This is a genomic window from Streptomyces sp. NPDC057280 (assembly GCF_042668605.1).
Taxonomy (GTDB): domain Bacteria; phylum Actinomycetota; class Actinomycetes; order Streptomycetales; family Streptomycetaceae; genus Streptomyces.
Genome location: NZ_JBHUYR010000001.1, coordinates 738,740 through 756,815, shown reverse-complemented (window position 1 = coordinate 756,815; position 18,076 = coordinate 738,740). Strand labels below are relative to the sequence as shown.

The following is an 18,076-nucleotide window of genomic DNA, read 5'->3' as shown; positions in this document are numbered from 1 at the left end:
GACGCAAGCTCATGCTGCGAAGTCGGCCCGGTGGTCCTCGGCCCATTCCGCGAAGGTCCGGGCCGGGCGACCGGTGATGCTCTCGACCTCGAAGGTGATCTCGGGTGGGGAATCGACCGTCGCCGCAAAGGACTTGAGCAGGGCTCGCACCGTCTGCCGCGGCAGTTCCGGGAAGAGCGTGGCCTCAGCCTCCTCGGTGGGAGTCTCGACGTAGGTCAGCTCGCGTCCGAGGGCCTGCCCGATCGCGGCGACCTGCCCCGCGTTGGTCGTCGCCGCGGGCCCGGTGAGCCGGTGGACGGCACCCTCGTGGCCCGGGTCGAGCAGGCACCGCTCGGCCACGGCGGCGATGTCGTCCTCGTGGATCGGCGCGGAGACGGCGCCGGCGAAGGGGGCGTGCACGGAGTCGCCCTGCCGGATCTGCGGGGCCCACTGGAAGGCGTTGGTGGAGAACGCGTTGGGCCGCAGGAAGGTCCACTCCATGCCGCTGTCCCGGACGAGTTGCTCGGCACGCGCGTGCATGAGGTGGATCGGGTGGGTCTCGTCGGCGCCCTCCCGGATGATCCCCGAGGAGAGCATGACCACGTGTCGTACACCGCCGGCGCGAGCCCGCTCGAGGACGCTCTCCGTGTGGTCGCCGGTGGCCCGCACATGCAGGAAGAGCTTCGAGGCGCCGTCGAACAGCCCTTCCGACTCAAGGTGGTTCACTTCTACGTCCGGGGGAAGCGCGGCCCGCATCGGATCGCGGCTCACGCCCCGAACGGACTGTCCTTCGGCAACGAGCCGCTCGACTAAAGCACGGCCGACGTTGCCGGTAGCACCGGTGACGACGATCACGGATTTTCCTCCTGGTTGGGCTGGTTGGGCTGGTTGGGCCTCGGTCTGAGGACGATCCCTGGCTGTACCGACCCTAAGAGGGCCGAACGACAGTGACATCGGCACAGGGAACCAACTGACCTACGTCTCCCTGCCTACGACCGTGCGGCGCGGGGACGTTGAGCGGTGCCGGTAGTCGGCACGCATATTCCTGCGAAGCCCGGAGTGCGAGTCGCTAGCATCGGCCCCGTCGAGGGGGGAGTCATGGCACTGGGACGCAAGGGCGCACGGCGCATCGTGGTCGACGGCACGGCGTATCGCTGGCGCCTGCGCCGCCGGCCGACCTACTTCCAGGGCATGGCCTGGACTCCGTGCACCTACGCGGTCGAGCATGCGGACAGCCCGGGCCCGGGCACAACGCTCGTGGTGACCACCGACCAGCCGCACCTGAGCAACTGGCTTGGCCGCGAAGGCAGTCCGATACGGCCGTCCGACGTCGCCCGTGCCATCGAGCACGCCTTGCGCGAGGGCTGGACCCCGACCTCTCCTGGCGCCCCCTTCCCTCTCGACCTGTCCGCGGGCTTCGTGGCGTCACCTTGAGAGCTGCGGGAGGGGGCGGCGGTGACGGTTCAGGCCACGGCGGGGCCACTTTCGTGGCGTTCGTGGAGTCGCTTCACCTGCTGGGCCCAGAAGCCGAACTTGTCGTCTGCTGACGCGCTCATGGGAAGCAGCCGGAGTTCTTTGGCCAGTTGATAGAAGCCGGGGCCGGCGTCGTTGGCACCCAAGTAGTTGACCAGGGCCGAGAGCATGAGGGGCGGGTCCGACGGGGCGATCTCCTGATCTCGTTCGACGATCAGCCCGAGCAGATGGCCCATCGCGGCCCGCTCGTCAGCACGCTCGAAGTCGAAGGCACGGAAGCCTGTTCGCCTGGCGAGGGTCACATTGAGCTCCGTGTACGAGGTGAGCCTGCCCAGCTTCGCTCGCTCGACAAGGAAGGAGCGACCGGCAATTACCAGCTCGTCCCACTCAGTCTCCGTACGGCCGTACCCAGGCATCCCGCCCCCAGAACTGCGTCGATCCGTGAAGGGAGCGTACAGCGCAGGGAGTGTTGACCCGGCCCTCATCGTCAGTGTCGGCGGTTATCGTGCGCCTGCCCTTGATGGGGGCGGGTTTGGGGAGGGGCTGTGGGAGCCAAGACGGGGTCGGCGCCGGAGACGGGCAGGCCATGAGGACGGGAGGACGGCTTGATGGTTGGGGGACATGAACGGAACGGCCTGCGCTGGATAGCCGACGCGTACGACCTCGGCTTCACGCTCACCCTCAGCGAGGGTCTCTCGCCGTACGAACTGCTGCGCGGCATCGGCGCCGAGGAGCCTCACATCGTCCCGCTCACGCGCTCCGCGGCGTACGAGTTGCTGACCAGGAACGCGGACGACCACATCAGTGATCTCGACTTCCTGGACTGGGAAGACGAAGCGGAGGTCGCCCGTCTGACGGACGGAGGCTTCCTCCCCGACCCGCCCGACACCATCGTGAGAGCGGGCTCGGCGGCGGGCTGGGCGTATGCGCTGGAGGAATTCCAGTGCCGCACGGGGACTTACCTCGCCGCACTGTCCCGGGCGGGGAGAGCGTTCAGCATCCATCGCAACGCCAAGGGCTTCAGCCGCGTCGGCTATGCCCTCCATGGAGAACCGGTGACATCCTTCGAGCCCGGTCTGCCCCACCTCACGAACGGCGTCCCGGCCGAAGCCGCCCTCGGCTTCGTCGTCGGCGCAGACGAGCCGGGTGACGTGGCGTTCCTGCGGTTCCTGGAAGCAGAGTCGGACCTCTGGATCCCCTGGGAGGAGACAGAGGCGGAGCTGCCGGCGGCCGCGTTCACCGGCGAACGGCTGTGAGACAGGCCGCCCCCATCGGCTTGCATTGTGAAACCGATCGGTTTACCGTGATGGAAACCGATCGGTTTCCTATCTGTGGAGGCTTGCAGTCATGACCGTTCTGAAGGGCACGAACGTCTTCGTCACCGGCGGCAGCCGCGGCATAGGCAAGGCTCTGGTGGAAGAGCTGTACGCACGAGGCGCCGCCAAGGTCTACGCCACAGCCCGCGACCCGCGCAGCGTGACGCACCCGGACGCCGTCCCGGTCGCCCTGGAGGTCACCGACCCCGCCTCCGTCGCGGCGGCCGCCGCGCAGGCGCAGGACGTGACCGTGCTGATCAACAACGCCGGCGCCTCGGTCGGCGGGTCCTTCCTCGACACCCCGGTCGACGACGTGCGCCGGGAGTTCGAGACGAACTTCTACGGTCCGCTCCTCGTCGCCCGCGCCTTCGTGCCGATCATCGAACGCAACGGCGGCGGCCACCTCCTCAACGTGCACTCCGTGCTGTCCTGGATCGCGCTCGGCGGCACCTACAGCGCCTCCAAGGCCGCGCTCTGGTCGCAGACCAACTCCCTGCGCCTCGAACTCCAGCCGCGCGGCATCGCCGTCACCGGCCTGCACGTCGGCTACGTCGACACGGACCTCGCGTCCGGCGTCGACGCCCCCAAGTCCGACCCGCGTGACGTCGCCGCCCTCGCCCTCGACGGCATCGAGACCGGCGCCCACGAGGTCCTCGCCGATGACATCTCCCGCCAGGTCAAGGCGGGCCTGGCCGGTGACCTGGCCGCGCTGTACCCCCAGCTCGCGAAGTAGCCCTGAAGTCGGGGAGAGCGTGCAGCCGGCCGCGCCGACCGATTCCTTTCGGAGCCGACCCGAGTCTTTCTGTGCGAGGGCCGGAACCTCCGACCCGGGGACGGAGAGCATCATGCGCAAGCTCATCGCGGGGGCATTCATCACGCTCGACGGCGTGGTTCAGGATCCGGGCGGATTCAGCGAGATCGAACGCGGCGGCTGGGCACTGGACTACTTCGACGACATCTCGCGCCGGCGGGCCACCGACGCTCTCCTGGCCAGCGACACCTTTCTGCTGGGGCGGGCGACTTTCGAGATCCTCGAGAAGGCGTGGTCGCGCAACACGGGGCCGTACGCCGAGGCGATGAACGCCCTTCCCAAGCTCGTCGTGACGAGGACGCTGCGCGGCCCGTTGCCCTGGAACGCCACCGTCCTCGCCGGTGAAGCGGCAGAGACGGTCGCGAAGCTCAAGCAGCAGCCCGGCGGCGACATCGTGATGTACGGCAGCTTCACGCTGACGCGGACTCTGCTGGAGCAGAACCTGATCGACGAGCTGAACCTCGGCGTCCATCCCCTTGTCGTCGGCGAGGGCAGGCGGCTCTTCGACAGTGCGTCGCCGCGCTCGCTGCGGTTCGTGTCGGCAACGCCGAACGCGACAGGAGTCGTCACGCTCACCTATGCCCCGTAGCGGCGATCGGGATGGGAGATTTCGCGACGGACACGGAACGCTACCGGCGCGAGCTGCTGGCGCACTGCTATCGCATGCTCGGATCGGTGGACGACGCCGAGGACGTGGTCCAGGAGACCTATGTGCGTGCCTGGCGTTCGTACGAGGCCTTCCAGGGCAGGTCGTCGGTGCGCACCTGGCTCTACCAGATCGCCACGAACACCTGCCTTTCCGCGTTGTCGCACCGTAGTAGGCGTTTCCTGCCCGCGGGCCTCGGCGGACCCGCCGACGACCCGATGACCCCGCCGACGGCTGCGGAAGCACCATGGATTCAACCCCTTCCCGACTCCATGCTCGACCCGGCGACGATCGTGGCGGCGCGCGACAGCCTGCGCATCGCGCTGATCGCCACGCTCCAGAAGTTGCCGGGCCGCCAGCGGGCGGTGTTCGTCCTGCGGGATGTGCTGGAGTGGCCGGCGTCGGACGTGGCGCAGGTGATGGGCACCAGCACGGCAGCGGTGAAGAGCACGCTGCAGCGCGCGCGTGCGCGACTGGCGCAGGAGCCTCCTGACGTCGAGCAGACACGCGAGCCGGGCAAGCTGAGCAGCGTACTCGCTGATTACATCGCGGCCATCGAGGACGCCGATGGTCCGGCCCTTGAACGACTGCTCCGTGCCGACGCCAGGATCGAGGCGACGCCGTGGCGCACATGGTTCGACGGCCGTGCCACATGCGTGCCCTATCTCGTCCAGCACGTCCTGGGTTCGCCGGGAACCTGGCGGTTGCTGCCGACCGGCGCGAACGGCCAGCCCGCGGCGGTCGGCTACCTCAACGGTCGGGCCTACGGCATCCTCGTGCTCACCGTCACCACGACGGGCATCGCGAGAATCAACGCGTTCGGGGATCCAGGGCTCGTCAAGCGGTTCGGCTTCCCTGAAGCGCCGTGAGCACCTGCCGCGTCGAGCAGCGTGGCCGCGGTCGGCGCGCCGGGCTCGGCAGGCGGCGAGCCGCTGGATGCCCGCGAGGCCGGCGGGGTGTCAGCGCAGGTCCGCCGCGTCGAGCAGGGCGGTCACGGTGGGAATGACGAGCCCGCCCTGAGTGTCGGCCTTGATCCCCGCGCGGGCGCTGGCGCCGTCGAAGACCAGGATCAGCTGCCGGGCCAGCAGGTCGGGGTCGCTCGCCCCGCCCCGCTCGGCCTCGTTGCGGAAGTAGGCCGTCAGGTTCTCCTTGACCCGGCGGGCCACCCGGCTCGCGGGATGCTCCGGGTCCTTGAGTTCGATCTGTACGACCAGGTACCGGCAGCCCTGGAAGTCGGGTGCGGCCGCCAGCGCTTCCGCCTGTCCGAAGACGTACAGGATCCGCTCGCGCGGCGACCGGTCGTCGTCCGTCGCGGGAAGGAGTGTCGTCACATAGGCGGAGGCGCGTTCCAGCAGGCTCGCCGCCAGCAGCTCGTCCTTGCTCTCGAACAGCTTGTACATGGAGCGCTTGGACACTCCCGCCGCCTTGCACAGCGCGTCGACGCCAATGTTGACGCCCTCCTGGTACGTGAGCGTGGCCGCTGCCTCCAGCAGGCGCTCTCGGGAGCTCGGCAGTGCTTCGGTGGTCATACGGCGAGGGTAACTCGATTCCGGCCCATTGGAAACCGATCGGTTTACGGTGAGTGAAGGGCGGTGAAGGGAGTGGTGGGCGCCGGGGCGTCCCGGTGCGCGCGTCCCGCCGATTCGGCTTGCGGGTGGAAACCGATCGGTTTACCTTTGTGGAGACCGATCGGTTTCCGATGCTCCGGTGAGAGTCGTGGCCCTTTGGTCGATCCCTCACGCACAAGGAGTCGGCGAGATGACCAGCCACGAGTCACGTCCCGCGATGCACATCCCGGGGACCACCAGCCACACGATCCCCCCTCGCGGCGGCCGGGAGGGGGAGCTGCGGTACCTCACGGCGGGCACCGGCGCTCCTCTGGTCCTGCTGCACACCGTGCGCACCCAGGCCGAGCACTTCCGCCACCTCCTCCCGCTGATCGCGGACCGTTACACCGTCCATGCCCTCGACCTGCCGGGGATGGGCTACTCCGAGATCGTGCCCGGAGCGTCGTACGACGAGCCTGCGATGCGTGCGGGCGTCGAGCGGCTGCTGACCGAACTCGACCTGAACGACGTGACGTTGGTGGGGGAGTCCATGGGTGCGGTGCTCGCCCTGACCACCGCGGCCGAGCTGCCGGACCGAGTGCGGCGTGTCGTGGCGGTGAACACGTACGACTTCCGCGGCGGCATCGCCCGCTCCAGCCTCCTGGCCCGCGTGGTCGTCAGCGGCGTCCTCGCACCCGGCGTGGGCCCGCTGATCGCGAAGGCCGAGCCCAGGCCCGCCCTCCGCGCGATCCTTCAGGGCGGCCTCGGCGACAAGAGCGCGCTGCGCGAGGACTATGTCGACGAGCTGCTCCGGGTGGGCGCCCGCCCGGGCTACCCGACCGTCGCCCGTGCCGTGTACCAGGCCCTGCCCAGCCTCATCGCGGCCCGCTCGCGCTACCCCGAGATCAAGGCGCCCGTCCACCTCGTCTACGGCGAGAAGGACTGGTCCCGCCCCTCCGACCGGGAAGCCAACAGGCGACTGCTGCCGGCCGCCGACTTCACCCAGGTCCCCAAAGCGGGCCACTTCATCGCACTGGAACGTCCCGACGTACTGGCCGACCTGCTGAACGCGGTCGCCTGAGGGCCAGGTCGGCGTCCCGCCCGTGACTCCGCCGACTCGGCCGGCTGCTGCCTCCCCGTGGCGGCCACGTCGTCGAGATGAATCGAGCCGCCCACAGGTGAGCGTGCCGGGCCGCTGTCAGTGGGCTCTGCGATCGTGTGCGGCATGGACGAAGTCGTGGAACGCGTCGATGCGCAGGACCGTGTGCTGGGGCCGGTGAGCCGGAGGGACGCCGTCCGGGAGGGCTGGCTGCACCGGGTCGCCGTGGTCGTGTGTCACGACCGGCAGGGTCACCTCCTCGTCCATCGGCGTGCTGAGCAGGTGCCCCGGTTCCCGGGGCATCACGAGGTCGGCATCGGCGGAGCGGTGGGGGTCGGGGAGTCCTACGAGCAGGCGGCCGCCCGCGAGGTGGAGGAGGAGCTGGGGGTGTCGGCGGCGGTGCGCTTGCGCTTCACGTTCCTCAACCGCAGCGGGCTGAGCCCGCACTGGCTCGGGGTGTGCGACGCCGTCATTCCGCGGGCCGTCACGCCGGACGCGCGGGAGGTCGCCTGGCACGCCTGGATCGGCGAGTCCGACCTGCCGCGGATCCTTCGCGAACGGACTTTCACCCCTGACAGTCAGGAGATCCTGGACCGCTACTTCGCCGACCGTGCCGAAAGGGCATGAGGTGCGGGAAGAACGCCGGGCCGGTTCGGTCAGTCGTCTGAGGGTGCGTCGTCGAAGAGCAGCCGTACGAAGTCCGTGACCGGACCCAGGATGTCGAGGTCCTGGTCGAGCACCCACTGGAGTTGGAGGCCGTTGAGGACGGCATGGAAGAGGACCGCCGCGCTCTGAGGGGTCACGTCCTTGCGGAGGCGGGCGCGGGACGGCTCGTCGGAGAGGCCCCCGGCGAACTGGCCCCGACCCCGTTCGTAGCGTTCGACGAAGTAGCTGTGGGCCGGGTGGTCCGGACGTGAGGCGGCTGCCGCGAGTTCGATCCACAGGCGCATCAGCTCGGGCGCCTTCTGATGGTGCCGGATGAGTTCCACGAGGTAGGGCGCCAGCCGGTCGAGCGAGTCGACCCGGCTCACTCCCTGGGCCCACTCGTCGGTGTCGCGCCGGGCGAGCACCTCGGCCAGGAGCTCGTCCTTGTTGCGGAAATGGTGGAGAAGGCCCGCGTGGGTGATGCCTGCGCGTTCGGCGATGTCCCGCAGGGAGGCCTTGGCGTAGCCCTTCTCGGCGAAGCTGTCGCGGGCCGCCCGGACGATCTCGGCCCGGCGGGCCGGCGTCTTGGCGTACGGACCTCGCGCTTTCGCCTCACCCACAAGCTGCTCACTTTCTCCGGCGCGGCCGGTGGCGGGCGGCGGCGGGCGGCGGGGGGTAGGCAGCGCCGAGTAACGCCGGGCGGTACGCGTCGCCCTGATGACGAACGTTGATCGTACTCTTCGCCGCCTCCCAGGGGTGGGTCGGTCGCCCTCACGCTGGGAGAACCCGGACCCGGCACACCCATTGTGTTTCGGCCCGACCCGTTCGTAAGCTTTCCGCTTGGAAGGTATTGAAACGTTTCAAACGAGGTGAGCTGTGGACGAGGACAACAGAACCGCCGCATTGAGCCGCCGGCACCTGCTCGGCATCATGACGGCGGTGGCCGCGGGCGGCGTGGGGGCCGCCCTCCCGCTCGCCGCGGCACCGGACGCCGTGGCCGCGGCGGCCGGCGGGCGCAACTCCGCGCCGGCGAACCTTCAGGTCAACTCCCGCGTCGCGCCCCTGGGCACCGAGACGGCACCGGCGTTCAGCTGGCTGCCCCCGGTGAGCAGGCAGAGCGCGTACGAGATCCAGGTCGGCAGCGCTCCCGGCGCCTCGGACGTCTGGCGCACCGGCAAGGTGACGGGGTCCGTCAGCACCGGGGTGCCGTACCGCGGCGGGCCACTGCGGTCGGAGCAGGCGTACTTCTGGCGGGTGCGGACCTGGGACGAGCAGGACGGGCCAGGGCCCTGGAGCGAGCCCGCCCGGTGGGAGACGGGGCTGCTGAAGGGGGAGGCGGACTGGGCGGGCGCCCGCTGGATCGGTGGCCGGGTGGCGCAGGACCACGACTGGCAGGATCAGACCGCGACCGTCGTCTTCCGCGGCGGACCCGACCCCACCGGGGGCCTCTCCCTGCTCCTGCGAGCCGAGCCCATCGGCAAGACCTGGGGCGAGGGCCTCAACTGGACCCTCCGCCGGACCGGCGACGCCATGCAACTGGTCATGAGGACCAGTCACTACGCCGGCAACACCTGGGTCGACGACGGCACTTCGGAGCCAGACTGGGGTGTGAACCGGTACGACCCCCAGAGCGAGACCAACCCCACCACCGCGGGCACCCGCAGTGTCCCCGTCGGCACGGTCGACCTCCCCGCCTCGACCGGTCTGACCAAGGACACCTGGGCCGCCCGGGACCACACCGTGGTCGTCGAGGTCCACGGCCTGACCGTCACCACCAGGGTCAACGACGTCGAGGTCGACACCCGCACCCTCACCGGCGACGAGATCCGCCGCCACGGCAGCTTCGGCTTCGCCGGCGGCACCTCGGCCACCGTCCGCCGCGTCACGGTGACCGGCACCGGCGCCCGTGACTTCGCCGCCGACCTCACGACCGGCGCCAATCCGTTCGAGAGCGGCACCGCCACCCTCGACGGTCTGACGTTCCCGCCCAAGAACCCCTACATCCCCGCCAAGAACGCCGTCCTCCCCATCGCCGCCCCGGCACCGCTCCTGCGCCGCGCGTTCACCCTGCCCCGCGGGCGGCGCATCACCCGGGCCCGGCTCCACCTCAGTGCGGCCGGGAACGTCACCTTCACCGTCAACGGCGACCCCCTCACCGTCGACGGCAGACGCGCCACCGCCGGCCGTACCAACGTGCCCCGGCTGCTCACCGACCAGAGCACCTACGACCGCACCGTCCTGTACGACACCTTCGACGTCACCGCGCTGCTCAGGGCGGGCCGGGAGAACGTCGTCGGCGCCGAACTGGGCCGCGGCTGGTACGGGGTGACGACCCCTCAGGAGTGGTACTGGCAACTCGCGCCCTACGCCGGCCAGCCGCGGCTGCGGGCCAAGCTCGTGGTGACGTACGCGGACGGCTCGGCGACGACCCTCGTCACGGACGAGGGCTGGCTCACCGCGGACGGTCCGACCAGCTTCGACTCGGTCTACTCGGGCGAGAAGTACGACGCCCGGCGCGCGGACGAGCTGGGGGAGTGGCGGCGGGCCGGCCACCGTCCCGGGCGGGACTGGCGGGCGGCAACCGTCCTGATACCGCCGGGCAGTTGCGTGAGCCCGGCGCCGAAGCACCACGGCCCGCTCCCGGCCACGAGCGTCCCCGACGGCTTCACGCCGGCCGCCGTGCGAGCCCATGAGGCGGAACCGGTGCTGGTGAGCCAGACCCTGCGCCCGGTGTCGATCACCGAGACGGCCCCGGGCTCCGGCATCTGGGTCCTGGACTACGGCCAGATCCTCACCGGCCTCGTCCGGCTGTCCCTCACCGGCGTCCGCCCCGACAGGGAGGGCCTGACCCTGCGGATCCGCGGCGGAAACCGGATTGTCGGCGGCGACGGCACGGCCGCCTCACCGCTCGCCGTCGAGGAGGAGAACTTCCAGCACGACGCCAACCTTCAGACGCACTACTACACCCTCGGCAGGCGTCCGACGCAGACCTGGGAGCAGCAGTTCAGCCACTTCGGCTTCCGCTTCCTGGAGGTGATGAACCTCGAAGCGGCTCTCGGGCGCGCCCCCGACCCGGCCCGGGACCTGGACGTGCTGACGGTGGGCGTCGCCCGCTCCGGCTTCGCCCGCACCGGCACCTTCGGCACCGACAACGCCCTGCTCAACCGCCTTCAGCGGAACCTGGAATGGGCCGAGCAGAACAACCTCGTGCAGAAGCCCACCGACACCCCGTCCAGAGAGAAGAACGGCTGGACCGGCGACGCCATGGCCAGCTCCGAGTCGCAGTCGCTGACCTGGGACGTCAACGCCCTGTTCACCACCTACCTCCGGCACTTCCCCGACAACCAGATCTCCACCGGCCAACTGCCCATGATCGTCCCGGTCGCCAAGGGCGGCTACGGCTACGACCGCACGCCCGGCTGGAACGCTGCGTGGAAGGCGGTTCCGGCCTGGGACTCCGCCTATTTCGTCATCCCCTGGGAGCTCTACACGTACTACGGCAACAGCACCCTGTTCGCCGAGCTCTACGACCACCAGGACGCGCTCCTGAGGTACTACGAGACGCTGTTCACCGCCGAGAACGACTACGAGTTCGAGGCCTCCCTCGGCGCCTACTCCGGCGCGGAGGCCCCGGGCAGCAACGCCGTCATCAGCCTCGCCTTCTACATCCATTTCTGCGACTACATGGACAAGGTCGGCCGCCGCCTCGGACGTACCGAACGCGCCGCCCACTACGCGCAGTCGGCACGTATTTTGCGCAAGGCGTTCATCGCGAACTACTGGGACGAGACCAAGGGGTGCTTCACCCGGGGCAGTATCTCCAGCGAGAACGCCATGGCCATCGCCTTCGGCCTCGTCCCCGGCTCCGACCTGGACCCCGACGACCCCCGCCACCTCGCCGGGACGAAGACGGTCGACGAGAACACCAAGTCCCTCGCCAAGCTGCTCGCCGACCGGATCGTGGCCGCCGACCAGCACCTCCAGAACGACATGTACGGCTCGCGCTACGAGTTCAACATCCTCAGCGAACACGGTTACACGGACGTCGCGTTGCAGGCCGTCACCCGGACCGGCACACCCGGCTACGTGTACCAGATCGCCAAGGGCGCCACCTCGCTGTGGGAGCAGTGGACGGACCGGCTGTCCGTCAACCACCACTACCGTTCCAACGTGGCGACCTGGTTCTACCAGAGCCTCGCCGGGATCAGGCCGACGTCAACCGCCTACGAAACGCTGCGCGTTCGCCCGTACATCCCCGCCGCGGCGGTCAACAGCCGGGTCCCGAAGGACACTCAGGACACCGACCTCGCCCCCGCGACCCTCGACCACGTCACCGCCTCGATCGACACGGTGCGCGGCACGGTGTCGTCGGAGTGGCGGCGCCGCGCGGACGGCAGGATCGCCCTCGCCGTCACCGTCCCGTACAACACCGAGGCCGAGATCTGGGTTCCCGCCCAGGGCGGGCCCGTCAGCGCGCCCCGCGGTGTGCACCACGTCCGCCAGGACACCTCGGGGGGCGCCGCGTACGAGGTGTACCGGGCGCGAGCGGGTTCGTACCGCTTCAACGCCTGACCGGCCGGAGACCGGGGAGGGGGCCGCCGGGCAGGTCTCAGCCGAGGGCTGCGGCGCCACGGGACCGGGAGCCGAGGAACGCGGCGATCTTGTCGGGGTTGAACACCCACAGCACCTGGTGGATGCCCTCCTGCGAGGCCACCACCGTGAGGAAGGCGAAGGGCCGCCCCTCTCGGCTGATCAGGACGCCCGGACGGCCGTTGGCGGCGACCGCCTCCGTCTCCGTGTCGCGCCATCCCGACCGATGGCTCGACAGCCGGGCCACGCCGGCCGCGCTCAGCACGGGGACGCGAGCGCAGCCCCGGACGCCGTTGCCGTCGGACAGGCTGACGGCGTCGGGTGTGAGGAGGGCCTCCAACGAGGCCACGTCGCCCGTCCGGGCAGCCGTGACGAAGGCGTTCAGGAGGCGCCGGTGCTCGGCGGTGTCCACCGGCGCCCGCGTCTCGTCCAGCACGTGCCGGCGGGCCCGGCTCACGATCTTCCGTACGTTGGCGAGGCTCAGCCGGAGCATGGCGGCGATCTCGGGATAGCCGTAGTCGAACGCCTCACGCAGCACGTAGGCGGCGCGCTCGGTGGGATTGAGCCGCTCGAGCACCAGCAGCAGGGCCAGCTCCAGCGCCTCCGCGCGCTCCGCGCCCACTTCCGGGTCCGCGCTCGTGTCGACGGGCTCGGGCAGCCACGGTCCGATGTAGGACTCCCGACGCACCCGCGCCGAGTGCGCCACGTTGATGGCCAGCCGCGTCGTGGTCGTCGACAGGAAGCCCACCGGGTTGTCCACCACGGAACGGTCGGTCTTCTGCCAGCGCAGCCACACCTCCTGGACCACGTCCTCGGCTTCGGTCACACTGCCGAGCACGCGATAGGCGATGCCGAAGAGACGCCCCCTCTGCTGCAGGAACACCGAGACGGCGTCATCGAGGTCCCTCGTCGTGCGGTCCGGTGGTGCGGCGCCGCTGTCACTGGACGTCACGACTGCTCCCTCGTTGCTTCTCCGCGGTCCCGGACGCCGCCGTCAGTGTCGCTTCCAGGAGCGTAGTTCGTCCGGGCCGCCGACGGCCTGGATCACCGCCGACGCGCGAGCCAGTCGGCGAAGCGGGTCTCGGCGATGTGCGCGCCCGGGCCCGGCAGCAGCGTGTCCTCCTGCAACTCGGCGCCCCAGTAGGTGGCCTGCGGGTCGGTGACGATCTTGCGGGGATCATTCAGAGCGGTCAGGCCCCTGCGGATGAACTCCTCCAGCTCGAACGCCTCGGGCCCCGCGACCTCCACCACCCCGCCGACCGGCGATCCGGCCGCGGCGCGGGCGACGGCCGCGGCCACGTCGTCGGAGGCGATGGGCTGGATCTTGCCGGCGGGCAACCGCACCGTGTCGCCCTCGGTGACCCCGTCGGCGAGCCCCTTCGCGAACTCGAAGAACTGCGTGGCGTGGACGATGGTCCAGGGCACCCCCGACGCCTTGATCAGCTCCTCCTGGGCGAGCTTGGCGCGGAAGTAGCCGCTGCCCTGGAGGCGGTCGGTGCCGACCACGGACAGCGCCACGTGATGCCCGACGCCGGCCTCGGCCTCGGCCTTGAGAAGGTTGGCCGTGGAGGTGCGGAAGAACTCCATGACCGCCGCATCCTCGAAAGAAGGCGAGTTCGACACGTCGACCACCACCGACGCGTCCTTGAGGACTTCGGCCAGTCCCTCACCCGTCAGCGTGTCGACGCCGGTGCTGGGCGCGGCCGCGACGGCCTCGTGACCGTGCTCTTCGAGCCGGTCGATCACCTTCGAGCCGATGAGCCCGGTGCCACCGATCACTACGACCTTCATCACGGCTTCCTCTCGGGATTCCCTGGAGAACATTGCTCTGCACAAGAGAAGACCGGGCAGCGGCCGTCTTTGTGACACGTGGCGAGGGAAAGCCGGGGCGGGTGCGTCAGGCGTTCATGACGGCCCGATCGGAGTCGCTGCGCAGGACGCAGAACTCGTTGCCCTCCGGATCGGCGAGGACCGCCCAGCCGGAACCGTCGGGATCGCGGTGATCGGCGACGAACGTGGCACCTAGGCCCAGCAGCCGTGCCACCTCCTGATCGCGCGAGGTCTCGGGACGCAGACACAGGTGGACGCGGTTCTTGACGGTCTTGGGCTCGGGCACCTGGTTGAAGTACAGCACCGGGCCCTGCGCCAGCTGCACCTGAGTCTCCCGGCTGCCCGGGCCGTCCTCAGGATGCAGCGGACGGCCGGTCACCCGGCTCCAGAACCGGGCCAGCTCATAGGCGTCCGCACAGTCGATCGCGACGTTCTGCACCACCGAAACCATGATCGCGAGCCTTCCCTGTCTCAGCCGGTGCGAAGCACCCGGAAGCGGCCGGGTTCCGCCGGATCGCGGTCCACGACCTGGATCGGCGGCCAGGTCCACTGCCGGACGCCGATGCCCGGTGCGCGGGAGAAGCTGATGCGGCCGCGGGTGCCCTCGACCGCGATCCGTGGCCAGGACGCGGCGACGGCCGCCCGGTCCGTGCCGCCGGCGCGCAGCGCGTCGGCGAGGGCGACGATCGTGTCGTAGCCCTCGAAGGCGACGAACGACGGCGCGCCGGCCAGCCGTGCGCGCAGGTCGGCCTCGACGCGTGCCCCGAGCGGGGTGAGGCGCTCGGGCAGATAGCGCAGGAACGGGATCGCGGTGCCGTCGGCGCCCAGCGACGTCGCCCACGTGGCGAACTCGGGCTGTCCGGCCGGAGCGCCGAGCAGGACCTCGGTGAGGCGCGGGTCACGGCGTACGGCCCGGACGATCGGCACGGCCGGTTCCGGGTGGCCGACCAGCAGGAGAAGGGCCGTCGCGCGCCGGTCGAGGAGGGCGTCGCACACGGCGGCGGGGGCGAGCTCACTCACGTCGAGTTCGACGACCGTGCCGCCGTGCGCCGCGAAGTGGTCCCGCAGGACACGGGTGCCGGTCGCCCAGTAGACGCTCGGCTGGGTCGCCACGACGACACGGCGGTGGCCCGCGCCGAGAAGATGGTCCGCGTAGACCCGCCAGCCGCGCGACTGCGGTGGCGACAGGCGCGCCACCCACTCCGTCGGCTGCTCGGTGAGCGCGTCGAGCACGGCCGACGAGCAGAGGTACGGCAGCCCGAGGGCGTCGGCCCGGGTGGCCGCGGCACGGGCTACGACGCTGTGATATTCGCCGACCAGAGCTGCCACCCCCTGACCCGCCAGCTCGTCGACGGCCGCCACGGCCTTCTCCGGATCGGCCGCGGTGTCCCGCACCACGAGCTCGAGCGGCCGGCCGGCGATCCCACCGGCCGCGTTGACCTCGCGCGTGCCCAACTCGATCCCGGCGAGCAGATGTTGACCCGCCTCGACCCAGCCGGGCCGGGTGAGCGGGGCGAGCACACCGATCCGCACGGCGGCCGGCTCGGTCGTCTTCATAGTGGTGGTTCCCCCTGGAGGCACTTCTCTCGGATGCAACTCCACGATGATCCACGACAAAGACTTGGCGGTTTCGTCGGGATCACCCGGCTGACAGAGGAAATGCTCGCAGCGCCAGCCTGCCGCACAGGGCGGCGAGGGGCAGTTCGGCGCCGAGTGCCATGGCGATCGCGGTGGCGAAGTCGCCGCCCGGGGCCGCGGTCGTGGTGTCGAACCAGGCGTCCACCACCAGCAGCGTCGCGCTCGCGGCGGCGGTCAGGGCGTGCCGTCGGTCGCCGCGGGCGGCGAGGAGGCCGGTGGCGATCAGGCCGAGCGCCTCCAGTGCGTCCAGCCCGACCCAGGCGACCGGCCAGTGCGCCGCGGTCGCGGTGGCCGGCAGGCCGGTGGCCAGCACGTACAACCACGGCAGCAGGGCGAGCCCGCAGGCGACCAGCAGCCACCCGGCCCGCCGCATGCCCCGCGCCGGACGCGGCTCCGCCGCCTCTTCGTGGTGCGGGAGGACCCCGGCACCGGCCACATCCTCATCGCACAACACCAGTTGACGCATCGTCTTCTCCCGCTCCCCGTCGGCTCTTCCCTTCATGTGCTCCACCCTCCGCGGCACACCAGGGCGCCGTCAGTCACGCAGGGTGCCGATCCGGGGTGGAGAAAAGTGCACCCCGGAACCGGGCAAGAGCGTCATGGCAGAGGGATGGCCAGCGGCTTTACCGTTTGACGCATGCAACTCACCACGTGGCTGCGGCCGGCGGGACACCGGATGGCGCTCGTCGCCGCCGGCCTGCCGCTCCACCTCGCCGTCATCCCTCTGTGGCTCTGGCTGGCCGGTGCGATCGCGGGGGCGCCTGCCGTGATTCCGCTGCCCGTGCTGCTCACGCTCGTGGTGACCCCCCTGCTGACCGCCGGGCAGCGGCGGCGCTACCGGGCGCTCGTCGGCAAGGACCTCCCGCGCCCCGCCGTCAACAGGAAGTCGGTGATGCGCAGGCTGACCGGCCGGGCCCTGTGGCGGCAGGCCTGCTACCACGCCGTGGCGGGTCCGCCGCTCGCCGTCCTGGACCTCGCCGTCCTCGCCCTCTGGGCCGCCGCTGTCGCGGCCGCCTCCCTCTATGTGTGGATCTGGGCGCTGCCCCCGCAGTGGCGGGTCACCGACCTCGGGTACACCCCGCAGGCTGCGTACATCACCGCCGGCGGCCTCGCCCTGCTGTTCCTCGGGCCCCGGCTGACCGGCGCCCTGATGCGGCTGGAGACCCGGGCGGCCGAGGTCCTGCTCGGTCCCAGCCGCGCGGAGAAGCTGGCCCGCCGGGTCGCGGACCTCGCCGAGAGCCGGGCCGGCGTGCTCGATGCCGCCGACGCCGAACGGCGACGGATCGAGCGCGACCTGCACGACGGCGCGCAGCAGCGCCTCGTCTCACTCGCCGTCAACCTGGGCCTGGCCAGGGCCACCCTCGGCGACCTGCCGGAGGACGCCCGCAAGGTGATCGACGACGCGCACCGCGAGGCGAAGGAGGCGATCGCCGAGCTGAACGACCTCGTGCGCGGCCTGCATCCGGCCGTCCTCGAGGACCGCGGCCTCGACGCCGCGCTGTCCGGGGTCGCCGCCCGCACCCCGATCCCGGTGCGTGTGGCGGTGGACCTGCCGCGGCGCCCCTCACCCACGATCGAGGCCGTGGCGTACTTCGTGGTCTCCGAGGCCCTGACGAACGTGGTCAAACACGCCCGGGCGACCCGGGCGGACGTGACCGTGGCGCGGATCGAGGAGACACTGCGGGTGATCGTCACGGACGACGGCACGGGCGGCGCGGATCTCGCGACGGTCGGCGCCGGCACCGGGCTCGCCGGGCTCGCCAAGCGCGTCGCGTCCGTCGACGGTACGTTCTCCTGCCGCAGCCCCGCCGGGGGCCCGACCGTCGTCACCGTGGAGCTGCCGTGCGCGCCGTGATCGCCGAGGATTCCGTCTTGCTGCGCATCGGCGTGGCCAAGGTGCTGGAGACGGCCGGCTTCGAGGTGTGCGCGCAAGTCGCCGACGCGGAAGGGCTGCTGGCGGCCGTCGAGGAGCACCGGCCCGACATCGCCGTGGTCGACGTGCGCATGCCGCCCGCCTTCACCGACGAGGGAGTACGCGCCGCGCTGGTGATCCGCCGCCAGTATCCGCGTACCGCCGTGCTCCTGCTGTCGCAGTACGTCGAGGAGCGGTACGCCGCCGATCTTCTCGCCACGAACACCTCGGGCGTCGGCTATCTGCTCAAGCAACGGGTCGCCGACGTCGAGGAGTTCACCGAGGCGGTACGCCGCGTGGCGGCCGGCGGCACCGCGCTCGACCCGCAGGTCGTCGCGCAGCTGCTGGTGCGCCGGCACAGCGATCCGCTCGACCGGCTGACCCCCCGCGAGCGGCAGGTGCTGGAGCTGATGGCGGGCGGCCGGTCCAACTCCGGCATCGCCGCCGAGCTGGTGGTGAGCGAGAGCGCGGTCGCCAAGCACATCAACAGCATCTTCACCAAGCTCGACCTGCCCAGGGCCGACGCCGACCACCGCCGCGTCCTGGCGGTGCTGCGCTTCCTGGGCGTTGCGACCGCATAGGGCGCGATC

The 18,076-nt window shown here is 70.8% G+C and carries 19 protein-coding genes; 10 read left to right on the top strand and 9 right to left on the bottom strand.

Annotated features, from left to right (window positions below; genetic code table 11):
* Nucleotides 1-9: 9 nt before the first annotated feature.
* Nucleotides 10-834 carry an NAD(P)H-binding protein gene (locus ACFUO4_RS03415; protein WP_383479464.1) on the bottom strand — a complete coding sequence of 275 codons (825 nt, stop codon included), beginning with the start codon at nt 832-834 and terminating at the stop codon, nt 10-12.
* A 243-nt stretch (nt 835-1,077) separates the two neighbouring features.
* Between ACFUO4_RS03415 and ACFUO4_RS03410 the strand changes: the two genes are divergently transcribed.
* Nucleotides 1,078-1,413, top strand: coding sequence for a hypothetical protein (locus tag ACFUO4_RS03410; protein WP_383479462.1), 336 nt, complete (start codon nt 1,078-1,080; stop codon nt 1,411-1,413).
* 29 nt (nt 1,414-1,442) lie between these two features.
* Here ACFUO4_RS03410 and ACFUO4_RS03405 read toward each other — a convergent pair whose 3' ends face one another.
* On the bottom strand, nt 1,443-1,754 hold the full coding sequence (locus tag ACFUO4_RS03405; RefSeq protein ID WP_383479460.1) for a hypothetical protein: 312 nt from the start codon (nt 1,752-1,754) through the stop codon (nt 1,443-1,445).
* Nucleotides 1,755-2,060: 306 nt separating this feature from the next.
* Here ACFUO4_RS03405 and ACFUO4_RS03400 point away from each other — a divergent pair, with 306 nt between their 5' ends.
* From ACFUO4_RS03400 to ACFUO4_RS03385, 4 genes are all read left to right on the top strand, one after another.
* The gene (locus ACFUO4_RS03400; RefSeq protein ID WP_383479458.1) at nt 2,061-2,708 is read left to right on the top strand and encodes a DUF6461 domain-containing protein; all 648 of its coding nucleotides are present in this window, start codon (nt 2,061-2,063) and stop codon (nt 2,706-2,708) included.
* Nucleotides 2,709-2,799: 91 nt separating this feature from the next.
* Complete coding sequence (locus ACFUO4_RS03395; protein ID WP_383479456.1) at nt 2,800-3,501, top strand: SDR family oxidoreductase; 702 nt, start codon at nt 2,800-2,802, stop codon at nt 3,499-3,501.
* 112 nt (nt 3,502-3,613) lie between these two features.
* Entirely contained in the window at nt 3,614-4,168 is a 555-nt protein-coding gene (locus ACFUO4_RS03390; protein WP_383479454.1) for a dihydrofolate reductase family protein, read from the top strand.
* An 11-nt stretch (nt 4,169-4,179) separates the two neighbouring features.
* Nucleotides 4,180-5,094, top strand: coding sequence for an RNA polymerase subunit sigma-70 (locus ACFUO4_RS03385; protein WP_383479452.1), 915 nt, complete (start codon nt 4,180-4,182; stop codon nt 5,092-5,094).
* A gap of 90 nt (nt 5,095-5,184) precedes the next feature.
* Here the strand turns inward: ACFUO4_RS03385 and ACFUO4_RS03380 are convergent, their stop codons facing one another.
* The gene (locus ACFUO4_RS03380) at nt 5,185-5,754 is read right to left on the bottom strand and encodes a TetR/AcrR family transcriptional regulator (protein ID WP_383479450.1); all 570 of its coding nucleotides are present in this window, start codon (nt 5,752-5,754) and stop codon (nt 5,185-5,187) included.
* 229 nt (nt 5,755-5,983) lie between these two features.
* On the opposite strand from ACFUO4_RS03380, the gene ACFUO4_RS03375 reads away from it, so the two are divergent.
* On the top strand, nt 5,984-6,853 hold the full coding sequence (locus ACFUO4_RS03375) for an alpha/beta fold hydrolase (protein ID WP_383479448.1): 870 nt from the start codon (nt 5,984-5,986) through the stop codon (nt 6,851-6,853).
* 144 nt (nt 6,854-6,997) lie between these two features.
* Nucleotides 6,998-7,498: an NUDIX domain-containing protein gene (locus tag ACFUO4_RS03370; RefSeq protein WP_079310018.1), complete on the top strand. Its 501-nt coding sequence runs from the start codon at nt 6,998-7,000 to the stop codon at nt 7,496-7,498.
* Between the two features lie 29 nt (nt 7,499-7,527).
* On the opposite strand, the gene ACFUO4_RS03365 is transcribed toward ACFUO4_RS03370, so the two are convergent.
* A complete protein-coding gene (locus tag ACFUO4_RS03365; RefSeq protein WP_383479446.1) occupies nt 7,528-8,136 on the bottom strand; it encodes a TetR/AcrR family transcriptional regulator in 609 nt (202 codons plus the stop codon).
* Nucleotides 8,137-8,392: 256 nt separating this feature from the next.
* Here ACFUO4_RS03365 and ACFUO4_RS03360 point away from each other — a divergent pair, with 256 nt between their 5' ends.
* Nucleotides 8,393-12,088 (top strand): family 78 glycoside hydrolase catalytic domain, encoded by a 3,696-nt coding sequence (locus ACFUO4_RS03360; protein WP_383479444.1) that lies wholly within the window; start codon nt 8,393-8,395, stop codon nt 12,086-12,088.
* A gap of 37 nt (nt 12,089-12,125) precedes the next feature.
* Here the strand turns inward: ACFUO4_RS03360 and ACFUO4_RS03355 are convergent, their stop codons facing one another.
* The 5 genes from ACFUO4_RS03355 to ACFUO4_RS03335 all read right to left on the bottom strand — a co-directional run bounded on the left by ACFUO4_RS03355 (nt 12,126) and on the right by ACFUO4_RS03335 (nt 16,076).
* Nucleotides 12,126-13,058, bottom strand: coding sequence for a sigma-70 family RNA polymerase sigma factor (locus ACFUO4_RS03355; RefSeq protein ID WP_383479442.1), 933 nt, complete (start codon nt 13,056-13,058; stop codon nt 12,126-12,128).
* A 92-nt stretch (nt 13,059-13,150) separates the two neighbouring features.
* Nucleotides 13,151-13,897, bottom strand: a complete 747-nt coding sequence (locus tag ACFUO4_RS03350; protein ID WP_383479440.1) for an SDR family oxidoreductase — start codon at nt 13,895-13,897, stop codon at nt 13,151-13,153.
* Between the two features lie 106 nt (nt 13,898-14,003).
* Complete coding sequence (locus tag ACFUO4_RS03345) at nt 14,004-14,387, bottom strand: VOC family protein (RefSeq protein WP_383479438.1); 384 nt, start codon at nt 14,385-14,387, stop codon at nt 14,004-14,006.
* Nucleotides 14,388-14,407: 20 nt separating this feature from the next.
* On the bottom strand, nt 14,408-15,493 hold the full coding sequence (locus ACFUO4_RS03340; RefSeq protein ID WP_383479436.1) for an ABC transporter substrate-binding protein: 1,086 nt from the start codon (nt 15,491-15,493) through the stop codon (nt 14,408-14,410).
* Between the two features lie 82 nt (nt 15,494-15,575).
* Entirely contained in the window at nt 15,576-16,076 is a 501-nt protein-coding gene (locus tag ACFUO4_RS03335; RefSeq protein WP_383479434.1) for a hypothetical protein, read from the bottom strand.
* Nucleotides 16,077-16,211: 135 nt separating this feature from the next.
* Here ACFUO4_RS03335 and ACFUO4_RS03330 point away from each other — a divergent pair, with 135 nt between their 5' ends.
* Together ACFUO4_RS03330 and ACFUO4_RS03325 are read left to right on the top strand one after the other, a co-directional pair.
* A complete protein-coding gene (locus ACFUO4_RS03330) occupies nt 16,212-17,429 on the top strand; it encodes a sensor histidine kinase (protein ID WP_383479432.1) in 1,218 nt (405 codons plus the stop codon).
* On the top strand, nt 17,417-18,067 hold the full coding sequence (locus ACFUO4_RS03325) for a response regulator (protein ID WP_383479430.1): 651 nt from the start codon (nt 17,417-17,419) through the stop codon (nt 18,065-18,067). Before ACFUO4_RS03330 ends, ACFUO4_RS03325 begins: the two co-directional genes overlap by 13 nt.
* Nucleotides 18,068-18,076 lie beyond the last annotated feature (9 nt).

Bases quoted from the DNA above. Each gene is read 5' to 3' on its own strand.
- ACFUO4_RS03370 (WP_079310018.1), top strand. From the start codon at position 6,998: ATGGACGAAGTCGTGGAACGCGTCGATGCGCAGGACCGTGTGCTGGGG.
- ACFUO4_RS03380 (WP_383479450.1), bottom strand. From the start codon at position 5,754: ATGACCACCGAAGCACTGCCGAGCTCCCGAGAGCGCCTGCTGGAGGCA.
- ACFUO4_RS03350 (WP_383479440.1), bottom strand. From the start codon at position 13,897: ATGAAGGTCGTAGTGATCGGTGGCACCGGGCTCATCGGCTCGAAGGTG.
- ACFUO4_RS03375 (WP_383479448.1), top strand. From the start codon at position 5,984: ATGACCAGCCACGAGTCACGTCCCGCGATGCACATCCCGGGGACCACC.
- ACFUO4_RS03410 (WP_383479462.1), top strand. From the start codon at position 1,078: ATGGCACTGGGACGCAAGGGCGCACGGCGCATCGTGGTCGACGGCACG.
- ACFUO4_RS03345 (WP_383479438.1), bottom strand. From the start codon at position 14,387: ATGGTTTCGGTGGTGCAGAACGTCGCGATCGACTGTGCGGACGCCTAT.
- ACFUO4_RS03395 (WP_383479456.1), top strand. From the start codon at position 2,800: ATGACCGTTCTGAAGGGCACGAACGTCTTCGTCACCGGCGGCAGCCGC.
- ACFUO4_RS03400 (WP_383479458.1), top strand. From the start codon at position 2,061: ATGGTTGGGGGACATGAACGGAACGGCCTGCGCTGGATAGCCGACGCG.
- ACFUO4_RS03340 (WP_383479436.1), bottom strand. From the start codon at position 15,493: ATGAAGACGACCGAGCCGGCCGCCGTGCGGATCGGTGTGCTCGCCCCG.
- ACFUO4_RS03390 (WP_383479454.1), top strand. From the start codon at position 3,614: ATGCGCAAGCTCATCGCGGGGGCATTCATCACGCTCGACGGCGTGGTT.
- ACFUO4_RS03335 (WP_383479434.1), bottom strand. From the start codon at position 16,076: ATGAAGGGAAGAGCCGACGGGGAGCGGGAGAAGACGATGCGTCAACTG.
- ACFUO4_RS03330 (WP_383479432.1), top strand. From the start codon at position 16,212: ATGCAACTCACCACGTGGCTGCGGCCGGCGGGACACCGGATGGCGCTC.
- ACFUO4_RS03385 (WP_383479452.1), top strand. From the start codon at position 4,180: ATGGGAGATTTCGCGACGGACACGGAACGCTACCGGCGCGAGCTGCTG.